Origin of the sequence: Alistipes sp. i18-0019-D1, assembly GCF_042852885.1 — a bacterium.
Lineage (GTDB): Bacteria > Bacteroidota > Bacteroidia > Bacteroidales > Rikenellaceae > Alistipes.
Genome location: NZ_AP031424.1, coordinates 1,752,638 through 1,766,052, shown reverse-complemented (window position 1 = coordinate 1,766,052; position 13,415 = coordinate 1,752,638). Strand labels below are relative to the sequence as shown.

The following is a 13,415-nucleotide window of genomic DNA, read 5'->3' as shown; positions in this document are numbered from 1 at the left end:
CCCGTTCCCCTTACGGCCGCCCGGACGATCGGGCGGCCTGAATTTTGCATGCCGCGCAGTAAACCGCATATTTCCGCATTTATCAATACGGACAACTAAAAAACGCCTCGTATGAAACGATTCTTTCGCCTCCTTCTGATGCTGGGCCTCGGGGCCGGAGCCTGGTCCTGTGCGGACGACGGAACTCCGACGGTCAGCATCAACGGCGGGACCGATTTTCTGTCGCTCGACCACCTCGCCCGCAGCGGCAAGATCACCGTCAATGCTCCGGCCCCCTGGAGCGTGGCGCTGGCATCGGAAAACTACGGTCAGGACCAAAAACCCGACTGGCTGACCCTCTCCGCAGAAGACGGGCCGGAGGGATATTCCGAGATCGACGTGACCTTTGCCGAAAACCCGGGTCCTGCCCGCAGTGCATTGCTCCTTTTCACCTGCAACGGAAAGACCTCGGCCTTCACCGTCTCGCAAAGCGCGGGCGGCACGGGATTCGACGCCCCGGACTACTATTTCTACATTTCGGTCGGAACCATGCCGACCCTCTATTCGGGCCTGCACCTGCTTTCGCACGACAAACCGAGCTACGTCTCCTACGAACGCGCAAGCACTTTCGACGCCGCCGAATTTCCCTCCCGGGCCGTCGTATACCCCGTCGCCGACCCCACGGGCCATGCCACCAACGAGGAATTACGGGCCATGAGCGAGGCGATGAAACGCCGCATCCTGGAGATCAACGCCGAGAACCCCACGGCGGTCTTCGGACTCTGGGTCGACGACCTGCGGTGCCGCCTGGGCTACGACTGGTTCGTGGCGCAGGGTATCGACTCGGCGCGCGTGAAGGTGACGATGCTCTCCGACGGCACGGCGACCTACAACAATTTCCACAACTACTTCGGCGATGCCGCCACGGCCGAGCAGAACTGGAACGACTACGCCGCCGAAGTCGAAGCCCTCGACTGGGACCACGGCGGCCGCTATCCCGAGACCCGCGCCCCGGAGGAGTTCGCCTCCTACACCTGGCCCTACTACCTCTCGACGCGCCCCGACTACCGCCTGATGCTGCAAAACCGCAGCCTGATGGAGTCCTCCTGCCCGTTCATCACCGACCGGCTGGCCGAGATGAAGATGGAGAGCGTCCAGCCCTACGAGTTGTTGACAGCCCTTCCCGAGGCATCGAAACAGCAGTTCTACCGCATGGCCAAATTCGACTACGCCCACTTCGAAGGGCTGTTCGACCTGTCGCCGAAGAAAAACCTCATCATTATCGGCACAAGCCACAGTTCCGCGGCAAGCGAACAGCAGCAGGCCGCCTATGTGGAACGGATCATACAGCAGTACGGCAGCGATTACGACATCTTCTTCAAGCCCCATCCCGCCGACAGCTCGTCGGCCGGTTACCCCGACCGGTTCGAGGGGCTGACGCTGCTGCCGGGCCAGATGCCGTTCGAAATCTTCGTGTGGGCGCTGCTCGACAAAATCGACATGATCGGCGGCTACCCCTCGACGACCTTTATCTCCGTACCGCTCGACAAGGTGGGTTTCCTCTTCGCCGCCGGTGCCGACGGACTCGTCCGGCCGCTGAACATCCTTTTCCGCGACGCCGCGAACGTGGAATGGATTCAATAAATGCACCGGCACCGAAAAAACGCCACCCGAACCGGGTGGCGTTTTTTTCGCGCAAAAAAATCCCCCGCCGAAGCAGGGGACCAGGCAAACAATCGTTTAACTAAATGATTTCGGACGGGAGATTACCGGACAACCTCTCCCGACTGATTTTCGAGGCTTGCGTTCTTTTCCGCCTTCACCGGCTCCGATTTCTGCTCGGCAGGTTCCGATTCCGGTTCCGCGGGGGCCTGTTCCGGCTTCACGGGGTCGGATTTCTCTTCGGGAGCGGTAGGCTCCTGTTTCTGCTCGGGGGTGGTGGGATTCTCCTGCCGGGGAGTGTCCTGCTTTTCGGGCTGCTGGGCATAAACCATTCCTCCGGCCGTCAGCATCAGTGCCGCCATCATCACAATCGTCTTTTTCATAGCTTTAAAATTTAAAATGGTTGAACTTCATTCTTTCGTTAGCGGGTCGTCTTACTCGCGTTCCGACTTTAGGAAGTTCAAGCGGAGTGCCACGGCGGCACAAAACATACAATAATCTGATTTTCAACACAAACAGCATTGTGCCAAAAATCGAAAAGAGTGTGGAAAAGTGTGGAAACGGAACAGAAAGTGTGGAAAAATTCCACAGCCGGAGTGTGGAACAGCAGCCCGGGAACGGGGAAAGGAACAGACGGGAAGCCCCTTATTCGATACCGTAAAGGCGAAGTTTGTTGTAGAGGGTCTTGCGGTCGATGCCGAGCAGTTTGGCGGCCTGCGACTTGTTGCCGCCCGCCATTGCGAGGGCGCGGCGGATCTGCTCCTCCTCGGAAGCGGGATCGCGCAGCGAAAGAGGCACCGCCGCGGGTTCCGCCGCCGGACCTTCCGTAATTTCGCCCGGCAGGTCGCGGCAGGTGATGTACTCGCCCGCAGCGAGCAACGTCGCCGACATCACCGCGTTTTTCAGCTGCCGCAGGTTACCCGGCCAGCCATAGGCGGCAAGGGCCGCGGCAGCCGCGGCGTCGAACCCGACGATCCGTTTGTCCAGCTCGCGGTTGGCCTGATCGAGAAAGAAATCGGCGAAGAGCGGAATATCCCCGCGCATCTGACGCAGACAGGGCATCCGCAGCGTGAAGGAGTTGATGCGGTGGTAGAGGTCGGCGCGGAACGTCCCGCGCGCGATGGCCCCTTCGAGGTCCTCGTTGGTCGCGGCCACGAGACGGATGTCGACGGGAATCTCACGGTTGCTGCCCACGGGACGGATACGCCGCTCCTGCAGGGCGCGCAGCAGCTGTACCTGCGTCTCGTAACCCAGATTCCCGACCTCGTCGAGAAACAGCGTGCCTCCGTCGGCCGCTTCGAAAGCGCCCGTCTTGTCGGCCAAAGCCCCCGTGAAGGCCCCCTTGACGTGCCCGAAAAACTCCGAGGCCGCCAGATCGCGGGGAATGGCCCCGCAGTCGACCGCCACGAAGGGTTTTCCGGCCCGCTTGCTTTCCCGGTGAATCAGCTGCGCCACATGCTCCTTGCCCGTGCCGCTCGCACCGTTCACCAGCACCGACATGTTGGTCGGGGCCACCAGCCGGACGTGTTCGTATAACTGCCGCGCGGCGTCGCTGCGGCCCTCGATGTAGTTGAGCGGCTGCTCCGAAAGGTTCCCGGCGGCACGCGCCGCAGATTTTGAAGCGGATTTCGCGGCCGGGGCCGCCTCCGCCGGAGCGTCCAGCGCCTCGCGGATTTTCTTCAGCAGTTCGTCGGGATTCACCGGCTTGGCCACATAGTCCCGTGCGCCGAGCTTCATGCACCGCACGGCGTTCTGGATTTCGGCGTAGCTCGTCATCACGATCACCGGCGCCGCCACACCCGCCCCCGCCATCCATTGCAGCAGGGCGATGCCGTCCTCGTCCGGCAGGCGCATGTCGCTCAACACGAGCGAGAAGCCGCCCGCCGCAAGGGCCGTGCGCGCCGCCGCCACCGACGAGGCGGTCCCGACTCCGAAACCGCGTTTCGAGAGCCACGTGCGCAGCATCAGGGCAAAGGTAATATCGTCGTCGACAATCAGAATCCGTTCTTCCATAGGCTTCACAAAGATACCGTTTTTTCAGCTTCCGCGACAATCGCGCGGATTTTTTCCACCGCCGCCCGCAGTTCTCCGCAAAGGGTTTCCGGCAACGGCCCTTCGCACGTCTCGGCCCGGCGCAGCGCTTCGGCGACCTCCGCCGCCCCGAGCATCGTGAAAATCGGCAGCATCTTGTGCGCCAGCGCCTTCACCGCCGCAGCATCCCCCTCGCCGAGCGCCCTTTCAAGCCCCGTACAGTTCCCCGCCGTCTGTTCGGCAAACGAGTGCAGGATGTTCCGCGCCGCCTCGGGATCGTCCCCGGCATAGGCCGTCAGGGCCGTAAAGTCAATCCCGTCCGCCGACGGGATTTCCGGGTCCCCGCCCTGCGGAACGGTCTCCCCGCTGCCGCAGGCCGCCCGTATCGCCGCCACCAGCTCGCTGTAGGTGAACGGCTTGCGGAGGCATCCCGCGAAACCGCGGGAGGTGAAATCCGCAGCGTCCAGATCCCCGCGCGCCGACACGGCGACCACCTTCAGTCCGGGATCGACCCCGCGCACCGCCTCCAGCACGCCGAACCCGTCGGCCGACGGCATCTGTATATCGGTCAGCACCAAGTCGAAACGGCTCTCGCCGACGAGTTTGGCGACGTACTCGGGATACTGGCAGCTCTCGCATCCGACCCCCGCGCGGCGGCACATCGCGGCAGTCATTTCGAGTTGCAGGGGATCGTCGTCGACCAGCAGAACACGCAGTCCCGCCTGCGGCACAGGCTCCCCGGCTTCGGCGGGCGCACTCCCCGCCGCCTCGCCGACGGGGACCGATACGATGAATCTGCTCCCCTCGCCGAGGCGGCTCTCGAGCGAAATCGTGCCGTCCAACAACTTCACGAGACGGTCGACGATCGACAGCCCCAGCCCGAAACCGCCGACGCCCTGCGCCGAGCTTAAACGCACGAACTCGGCGAAAATCCGTTCCTTTTCCTCGCGGCCGATGCCGCGGCCCGTGTCGCGCACCGAGAAGACCAGCCGCCCCCGCACTACGTCCACGCGGAGCGTCACCGATCCCTCGTCGGTGAATTTCAAGGCGTTGGAAATCAGATTGTCGGCGATCTGACGGATGTGAAACGCATCGCCCGACACCTCTCCCGCGGCGGCCGGTTCAGCCTCCAGACGCAGTTCCAAGCCCTTTGCGGCGGCCGCGGCGGCAAACCCCGCACGGATGGTTTCGAACAGTTGTGCGGGGCTGAACGCCACGCAGGTGACCTCGATCTTGTTAATGTCCAGCCGGTAGAAATCCAGCAGACTGTCGACCAGTGCCAGCAGGTGTTCCGACGACTCTTTCATGTTGCGCAGGTAGAGTTCCTGCCGTTTGTCGCCCGTCAGCCGCGCGAGCAGGTCGATATAGCCCATCACCGATCCCAGCGGGGCCTTGATGTCGTGCGTGATGGCCAGCATCAGCTTCTCGCGCGCCTCCAGCAGGGACTCCTTGTCGCGGTTGGCACGCTCCAGCTCGCGGCGGTAGCGGTTGCTGCGGTTGATGTCGCGCCAAAGCATCCCGACGAACAGGAGCATCAGCACCACGGCTCCGATGGCCACGCCGCCCAGGATACGCGACGACCGCCTTCGGAAAGCCTCGTTGCGTTCGATGCGCTGCATCAGGTAGGCCGTATCCTCGGCCTCGAAGTCCATGATCAGACGGTATATCTTCGTATTGACCAGTTCGTTGCTGTAACTCAACCGCAGTCCCTCCTGCCATGCATGGTCGTAGATGCCCTGCCGGTTGCTCGTGACGCTGTCCTGCAAGGCCTGCAACACCAGCACGATGGTGTCCTTCACCGCATCGACGGGAATGACCGGGGCGATGGTCTCGCGGCGCGAGATCACGAGGCTCGAATCGGCCTCCGGCGGACTGAACAGATCGCCCAGCCGCTGGAAAAAGCGGCGTTTGGCACGCGGCACGGCCGTCGTGTCCTGCCGTACAATGCTGCGGAACGGAATCGTATCGGCCATGACGGCCTCCCGGGGACCGATCAGACTGCGGATGTTCTTGTCCAGCAGGCCTGCCGTGGCCCCGGCGCGGATCGAACGGCGCAGGCTCACCGTGCGGCGCTCCTTGTCGGCGATCAGCCGCGTGATGCTGTCCAGACGCATCGTCTGCAACGAATCCCCGCCGGCGGTCAGTGCCCGGAGCGAGTCGATCGAGGCCCGCACGGTACGCAGTTCGCGCCTGTAACGCGCCTCGTAAGAGGCATATCCGGCGATCATCAGCTGCCCGTAGCTCTCGGCCTGATAGAGGTGGTAGAGGGTCCGGTTGACGGCGCTGCGCTTGGTGTGCAGCAGGGCGTAGCTGCTGTCGGGAGCCGAAAAACGGACCGCCACCCGGTAGACGTAGCCCACCGAGAGGATACAGACCGCGATCAGCAGGAGATAGCCCGCCACGATCTTCGTTTTGACGAATTTCGACTCCTTCACAGGCCCAAATATACGAAAAAGCCCGGAAACCCGCGTGCGGAAAATACACGGCGGTACGATTTAATGCTTATCTTTGCGACGAGAGCACGGACAAATCCGGCGCATGAAAACCATGAGAAAGCATTGGGTACTGATTACGATAACGATTGCCGCCGTGCTGGCGGCGGCTGTCTATTTCCGGTTCTTCTTCGTCTTCGGCGAGGGCGTCAAGAGCGGCGAACTGAACTACGTCGTTTACAAGGGCGTGCTTTTCAAGACCTACGAAGGGAAATTGATCCAGACCGGCATCCGCTCGAAAGCCGCCGGGTCGATCCAGTCCTACGAGTTCGAGTTCTCGGTCGAGAACGAAGCGCTGGCGCGCGAACTGATGCTGCAAGGGGGAAAGACGCTCGAACTGCATTACAAGGAGTATTTCGGGGCGCTGCCCTGGCGGGGCTTCACGAAGTTCATCGTCGACAGCATCGTCACCGTCCGTCCCGCGGAGCAGGGAATAGAATCCCTGCCGGAGCGTCCGTAAGGCTCCCGGCGAAAGCACGGCGAAAATACGCCCGACCGGTAAACGGACCCGCCTCCGACAAACGAAAAAACGTTGCAGGGTCTTTGTCTGCAACGTTTTTTCCGATTCTGGCCCGGGTTTTCTAAAACTCCTTGACCTTGCCGCGGTTCAGCAGCGGCAGCAGGAACGAGATTACCGCCGCCGAAAGCCAGAAGATCGCCACGGGACCGAAATCATAGTGTTTCACCCCGTCGGCGGCAACGGTGATGTTGGAGTCGATCAGCCAGCCGCTCGCCACGTCCTGAATCCCCGCAGCGATGTAGGAGGTCATCCCCACGACGCCCAGCGCCGCGCCCGTGGCCTTCCGAGGCACGATGTCCACGGCCATCAGGCCCCCCAGGAAGCAGATCAGCACACCGATGGCGATGCCGAACAGCACCATCGACAGCACATTGACCCACATGGCGTCGCCCCCGTAGAAGAACAGCGCCAGCGCCGCGGCGTTCAGCACGCCGAAAATCAACGCCGGAATCTTCCGGTCGCCCTTGAACAGCTTGTCCGAAAACCACCCCGAAAGCACCGTGCCGAGAATGCCCAGCAGCGCGTTGATCGAGACCACCGAGATCGCCTCGACGTCCGAGAATCCCTTCGCCTCCTGCAGAAACAGCACGCCCCAGCCGTTGATCGCATAGCGCGAGATGTACATGAAGGCGCTCGCCGCGGCAAGAATCCACACCGCAGGGGTGCGCAGCACCTGTTTCTGAATCTCCTTCACCGACTTGTCGGCCGAAGCCGCCGGTTTCTCATGCGCCAGCGCCTCCACCGGAGGCAGTCCCTTCGATTCCGGGGTGTCGTGCAGCATCAGCAGGATCACGACCACACCGATGGCCCCGGCCACGGCCGACCCGAAGAACCCCGCCTGCCAGCCCGCAAAGGTCACGATCGAACCCACGAACAGGAACGAGAAGAACTCCCCGAGGTTGTGGCTCGCCGAGAAGAAACCGTAATAGGTTCCCCGTTCTTTGAGCGGATACCAGCGCGAGAGCGAGATGATCGCCGGGGCGGCGCCCATCGACTGCGACCAGCCGTTCAGCCCCCACATCACGGCGAACGCGATGAAGATCACGGCCGTGGGGATGACCGAGTGCATCAGCCCCAGCACGCCCATCAGCATGTTGGCCGCCGCAGAGACGATCAGGCCGGTGGCCATGAAGCGTTTGATGTTGCAGTAGTCGGCGATGAATCCGTTGACGAATTTGCCGATGGCATAGGCGAACAGCAGCGCCGAGCCGATAACGCCCAGCTGCGAGGCGTCCAGCGAGCCGCTGTCGAGAATCGGTTTCTTCATCACGTTGAGGCTCGTCCGGCAGACGTAGTAGAGGCTGTAACCGAGCGTGGCGGCGATGAAGGCCTGCATGCGCAGGCGGCGGTAGTATTTGTCGCGGGCGGCCTCGTCCATCTCCCGGGCGGGAGCGGGGGCGCTGATGCGGTAGAAGCGGGAAATGCGGTTCATTGCAGCTCCTTAATTATGCAGCCCGCGCGAGCGGAGGTAGGATATCAGCAGTTCGGGACGGTCCGTCTGGATCATCGTGGCCCCCATGTCGACCAGCTTCCCGTAGACTTCCGCCGGGTCGCCGCCGAAGGCCGCATCGTCGTCCAGCCCGCCGCAGAGCGAGGCCCAGAGCGAGTTGACCCACAGTTTCGAGCCGCCCGCCACGACCTTGTCCATGCACTCCTTCACCTCGGGGGTGTATTTGTTCCAGCAAACCTCGTAGGCAAGCGGCGCGATGCCCTTTTCCTGATACTCGGCGAAAAGCGCCCTGCCCTGCGGCTTGAGGATGTCGATGATCGGCATGTACATCATGTTGCGCGGATGCTCGGCGAACTTCGCGGCCACGGCATCCGTGCTGCGCTTGCCCTTGATCAGAATCTGATCCGTGACGCCCAGCTCCTCCGTGACGGCCAGCACCAGGTCGTAGTACTCGTAACCCTGGTCGACATTGACCACGATCCGGTCCTTGCACACCTCCAGCGCCTCGCGGAGCGTCGGCATACGGTGCGTCGTCTTCACGCCGTGGCCCGTCTTCAGCACGCACCGCCGGATCGAGTCGTAGGTGATGTCGCAGACGCGGCCCTTGCCCGAAGTCGTGCGGTCGATCGTCCGGTCGTGGCAAAGCACCAGCACACTGTCCTTCGTGAGTTTCAGGTCCAGCTCCATGATGTCCACGCCCATGCCGATCACCGATTCGATGGCGGCGATCGAGTTCTCGGGGTAGTTGCGCCAGTCGCCCCGGTGCGAAGCCACGACGACGTTTTTGGAGCGGGGGTTGTGGATTTCGGCGACGATCGCCGCAGCGCGGTTTCCGGAAACCGGTTCGGTTTGCGTGCAGGCCCCGAGCAGGGGAAGGCAGGCGAAAAGGATCAGCAGTTTTTTCATTTTTAGAAATTTAAATTGGGTTAAATAAGGTACATAAAACAGCGCTCCGCAAAACCATGCGGAACACCCACCCGGCCCTATCTCCGCGAACGAAAACCGAAATCGTCCGAAGGCCCGTACAAATGTAACGAATTTTCGCGCAAATGCAACACTCCCGGATAAAAAATCGCAACGTCCGTTACGTATGCCGGGGTCTTTTTTCGTACTATATACAGGCAAGGTCCCCGATTAACGGGCAAAACCGACCGAACAAACCAAACCGGCGAAACCCGAAGAACACCCCCCCCGGCCAAAACCGAAACCGCCCGCACTCCGACACCGGAAATTTCCGCCTCCCGGCAGCTCCCCGGGATGAAATTCGTCATCTCCGAAACCCGCCCGACGCCTCTCCGGCCGATCCGAAAGCCCCGTCCGCCCCGTCGTCCTGCGAACCGGATCATAACCCCTGCATGGGGTCCCGCCCGCCATACGAACGCCCGGCAAAGAGACATCCGAAAAATTTTATCGAAAAACGATAAATATTTTTTGATATTCAAAATTTGTTCCTATATTTGTCGCCGTAACGATCCAAAAACAAAACATCAGCGACTATGGATTTACTCACAGTAGAACACGTCACCAAACGCTACGCTTCGCACACGGCGCTCGACGACGTATCGCTCGCCATCCCCAAAGGTTCGGTCTACGGACTGCTCGGACCCAACGGAGCCGGCAAGACGACCCTGATCCGCATCATCAACCGCATCACGGCGCCCGACGCGGGCCGCGTGCTGTTCGGCGACCGGGAGATCGCTCCCGACGACATCTACCGCATCGGCTATCTGCCCGAGGAACGGGGTCTCTACAAGAAGATGAAGGTCGGCGAACAGGCCGTCTTCTTCGCCCGTCTCAAGGGCCTTTCGCGCCGCGAAGCCGTCGTGCGGCTGAAGCAGTGGTTCGTCCGGTTCGGCATCCAGGAGTGGTGGGACAAGAAGGTGGAGGAACTTTCGAAAGGCATGGCCCAGAAGGTGCAGTTCATCGTCACGATCCTGCACGAACCCGAGCTGCTGATCTTCGACGAGCCGTTCTCGGGCTTCGACCCGATCAACGCCAATCTGCTGAAAGACGAAATCCTGGCGCTGCGCGACAAGGGCGCGACGATCATCTTCTCGACGCACAACATGTCTTCGGTGGAGGAGATCTGCGACCACATCACGCTGATCAACAAATCGCGCAACATCCTCTCGGGCGAGGTCGACGAAATCCGCCGCCGCCACGGCTCCAACATCTTCGAAGTGGCCTACCGCGGCGAGGAGCAGACCCTGCGGCAGGCCGTCGCGGGCCGTTGCGAAATCCTCGACGGCACGCAGGAGGAGTCGGTCTACCGGACGCTCAAGCTCCACGTCGAGAGCGACGCCGACGTGCGCGGGGTCATCAGCGCGGTCAACGACGCCGTCGAACTGCGTTCGTTCCGCGAGATCATCCCCTCGATGAACGACATTTTCATCAGAGCCGTGAACGGCTCGTTATGAAAAGCCGTTCCGGCCAGACGACAATCCCCCGTTGAAGAGGGGAGGAGTTTCGAAAACCAACGACAAACGACTTAATCACATCCTGTCATGTCCAACATATCCATCATCATCCAGCGCGAGTTCAACGAGCGCGTACGTAAAAAATCCTTCATCATCACCACCTTGCTGATGCCCGTGCTGATGATCGGGCTGATGGCCGCCCCGGCGCTCATCATGCAGTTCTCGCGGGGCGACGAGAAGGTCATCGCCGTCATCGACGACAGCGGGCTGGTGGCCCCGAAACTCGAAAACGACGAGGAGATCCGTTTCGAGACCACGGAACTCCCGACCGAGGAGGCCCGCAAGCAGCTGACCGACAAATTCGGCGTGCTCTACATCGGCGGCGGCATCCTGAAAAACCCGAACAACGTCCGGCTCTACGCCAACTCGTCGTCGTCGCTCTCCCTCGAAAGCAACATCACGGGGCAGATCGAGCGCATCCTCGAAGCCGAGAAACTCAAGGCCTACAACATCGAAAACCTCTCGCAGATCCTCGACGAGGTGAAGACCTCGGTCAACATGCAGACCTTCCGCAACGACAAGTCGCAGGAGGAGGACACGCAGGCGCAGTCGTCGGCCGTGGCCACGGGCGTGGGTTACGTCCTGGGATTCATCCTCTACATGTTCCTGCTGATCTACGGCTCGATGGTCATGCAGTCGGTGATCGAGGAGAAGAACAACCGCGTGCTGGAGGTGATGGTCTCGTCGGTGCGCCCCTTCGACCTGATGATGGGCAAAATCCTCGGCGTGGCCTCGGTGGCTATCGTACAGGTGCTGCTCTGGGGCGTGCTGATCGCCGGCGTCGGAGCTTTGGTGATGCCCCATCTGATGCCCGAAGACGTGATGGCGAGCGCCCAGGCCATGCAGCAGGGCATGCCCGACGCGGCTTCGATGTCCGGCATGAACCCCGAGATGCTGCAAGCCGTGGCCGCCATGACCGACCTGGGCTATATCGTCAAGATCTTCGTCAGTCTGCTGCTGTTCGTCTTCGGCGGCTACCTGCTCTACTCGGCGATGTTCGCCGCCGTGGGTTCGGCCGTGGACAACGTGCAGGACGCCTCGCAGCTGCAAATGCCCATCACGCTGCCGATCATCCTCGCGCTGTTGATGATGTTCGTCGTCATCAAGGACCCCAACTCGCAACTGGCCTTCTGGTTCTCGATCATTCCGTTCACCTCGCCGATCGTTATGATGGCACGCATCCCCTACGACATTCCGCTGTGGGAGGTCGCTCTCTCGCTCGTGGTGCTCTACGCCTCGTTCGTGGGCATGGTGTGGTTCGCGGCGAAGATCTACCGCGTGGGCATCTTCATGTACGGCAAGAAACCGTCGCTCAAGGAGCTGTTCAAGTGGATACGGTACAAGTACTGACGCCGGGCGTCAATTAAAAATGAAAAATTAAGAATTAAAAATTGGCACCTGTTTTTCTGTTATCAAAATAACAGATTCTTAAAATATTTTCATAAATTTGTCCCGAATTAGGACTTACCGAAAATCATTTCAACAAAATACTTAAAAATCAAAGAGCTATGATCTCGATCGACAACTACGATTTCAAAGGCAAGCGCGCGATCATCCGCGTGGATTTCAACGTGCCCCTCAACGAGAAGGGCGAAGTGACGGACGACACGCGCATCCGCGCCGCCATCCCCACCATCAAGAAGGTGCTCGCCGAGGGCGGCTCGGTGATCCTGATGTCGCACATGGGACGTCCCAAGAAGAATCCCGATCCCAAATACTCGCTCGAGCAGATCGTTCCCGCCGTCGAGAAAAACCTCGGCACGAAGGTCGAGTTCGCCGGCGACTGCATCGGTGAGAAGGCCGCCGAAATGGCCAAAAACCTCAAGCCCGGACAGGTTATGCTGCTGGAAAACCTGCGTTTCTACGCCGAGGAGGAGGGCAAGCCCCGCGGCCTGGCCGAAGACGCCTCGAAGGAGGAGAAGGACGCCGCCAAGAAGGCCCTGAAAGAGGGTCCGCAGAAGGAGTTCGTCAAGAAACTCGCTTCGCTGGCCGACTGCTATATCAACGACGCGTTCGGCACGGCCCACCGCAAGCACGCTTCGACCTACCTGATCGCCAAACAGTTCCCCAACGACAAGATGTTCGGCTACCTGATGGAGAAAGAGGTGAAGGCCATCTCCTCGCTGATGGAGGCCCCGGCCCATCCGTTCTGCGCCATCGTGGGCGGATCGAAGGTTTCGTCGAAGATCGGCGTGATCAAGGCGCTGATCGAGAAGGTCGATTCGATCATCATCGGCGGCGGCATGACCTACACCTTCGCGGCTGCGCAGGGCGGTAAGGTCGGCGGCTCGATCTGCGAACCCGACATGTTCCCCGTAGCGCTCGAGATCCTCGAGCTGGCCAAGAAGAAGGGCGTGCAGCTGGTCATGTCGCCCGACGCGCTGATCGCCGACGCATTCTCGGCAGACGCCAACACCAAGGAGGCGCCGGCCAACGACATTCCCGACGGATGGGAGGGTCTGGACATCGGCTCGGAGGGCAAAAAGGTCTTCCGCGAGCACATCCTGGGCTGCAAGACCATTCTCTGGAACGGCCCCGTGGGCGTGTTCGAGATCGACAAGTTCGCAACCGGCTCCAAGGAGGTGGCCCAGGCCATCGCCGAGGCTACGAAGAACGGCGCCTACTCGCTCATCGGCGGCGGCGACTCGGTAGCCTGCATCAACAAGTTCGGCCTGGCCGACCAGGTGTCGTACATCTCGACGGGCGGCGGCGCGCTGCTCGAATACATCGAATTCGGCGACCTGCCGGGCGTTGCGGCCATCCGCGACTAACCGGGCATACCGTAACAATTACAACGGCGGGGA

At 61.2% G+C, this 13,415-nt stretch carries 10 protein-coding genes; 5 read left to right on the top strand and 5 right to left on the bottom strand.

Going from position 1 to position 13,415, the window contains the following annotated elements:
• The first annotated feature begins 111 nt into the window (after window positions 1-111).
• The gene (locus ACGHP5_RS07325; RefSeq protein ID WP_337755686.1) at window positions 112-1,623 is read left to right on the top strand and encodes a BACON domain-containing protein; all 1,512 of its coding nucleotides are present in this window, start codon (window positions 112-114) and stop codon (window positions 1,621-1,623) included.
• A 122-nt stretch (window positions 1,624-1,745) separates the two neighbouring features.
• On the opposite strand, the gene ACGHP5_RS07320 is transcribed toward ACGHP5_RS07325, so the two are convergent.
• The 3 genes from ACGHP5_RS07320 to ACGHP5_RS07310 form a co-directional block, all read right to left on the bottom strand.
• Window positions 1,746-2,024: a hypothetical protein gene (locus tag ACGHP5_RS07320; RefSeq protein WP_337658199.1), complete on the bottom strand. Its 279-nt coding sequence runs from the start codon at window positions 2,022-2,024 to the stop codon at window positions 1,746-1,748.
• A gap of 262 nt (window positions 2,025-2,286) precedes the next feature.
• A complete protein-coding gene (locus ACGHP5_RS07315; protein WP_337771281.1) occupies window positions 2,287-3,654 on the bottom strand; it encodes a sigma-54 dependent transcriptional regulator in 1,368 nt (455 codons plus the stop codon).
• A gap of 5 nt (window positions 3,655-3,659) precedes the next feature.
• Window positions 3,660-6,107, bottom strand: a complete 2,448-nt coding sequence (locus tag ACGHP5_RS07310) for an ATP-binding protein (protein ID WP_337771280.1) — start codon at window positions 6,105-6,107, stop codon at window positions 3,660-3,662.
• Window positions 6,108-6,219: 112 nt separating this feature from the next.
• On the opposite strand from ACGHP5_RS07310, the gene ACGHP5_RS07305 reads away from it, so the two are divergent.
• Complete coding sequence (locus ACGHP5_RS07305) at window positions 6,220-6,624, top strand: hypothetical protein (protein ID WP_295903725.1); 405 nt, start codon at window positions 6,220-6,222, stop codon at window positions 6,622-6,624.
• A 121-nt stretch (window positions 6,625-6,745) separates the two neighbouring features.
• Here ACGHP5_RS07305 and ACGHP5_RS07300 read toward each other — a convergent pair whose 3' ends face one another.
• Both ACGHP5_RS07300 and ACGHP5_RS07295 read right to left on the bottom strand, forming a co-directional pair.
• Window positions 6,746-8,116, bottom strand: coding sequence for an MFS transporter (locus ACGHP5_RS07300; RefSeq protein WP_390568272.1), 1,371 nt, complete (start codon window positions 8,114-8,116; stop codon window positions 6,746-6,748).
• A 9-nt stretch (window positions 8,117-8,125) separates the two neighbouring features.
• A complete protein-coding gene (locus ACGHP5_RS07295) occupies window positions 8,126-9,040 on the bottom strand; it encodes a glycerophosphodiester phosphodiesterase family protein (protein ID WP_015546873.1) in 915 nt (304 codons plus the stop codon).
• 590 nt (window positions 9,041-9,630) lie between these two features.
• Between ACGHP5_RS07295 and ACGHP5_RS07290 the strand changes: the two genes are divergently transcribed.
• The 3 genes from ACGHP5_RS07290 to ACGHP5_RS07280 all read left to right on the top strand — a co-directional run bounded on the left by ACGHP5_RS07290 (window position 9,631) and on the right by ACGHP5_RS07280 (window position 13,382).
• Window positions 9,631-10,551, top strand: coding sequence for an ABC transporter ATP-binding protein (locus tag ACGHP5_RS07290; RefSeq protein WP_118406367.1), 921 nt, complete (start codon window positions 9,631-9,633; stop codon window positions 10,549-10,551).
• 87 nt (window positions 10,552-10,638) lie between these two features.
• The gene (locus ACGHP5_RS07285) at window positions 10,639-11,961 is read left to right on the top strand and encodes an ABC transporter permease (RefSeq protein ID WP_390568271.1); all 1,323 of its coding nucleotides are present in this window, start codon (window positions 10,639-10,641) and stop codon (window positions 11,959-11,961) included.
• 158 nt (window positions 11,962-12,119) lie between these two features.
• Window positions 12,120-13,382, top strand: coding sequence for a phosphoglycerate kinase (locus ACGHP5_RS07280; protein WP_015546876.1), 1,263 nt, complete (start codon window positions 12,120-12,122; stop codon window positions 13,380-13,382).
• Window positions 13,383-13,415: the final 33 nt, after the last annotated feature.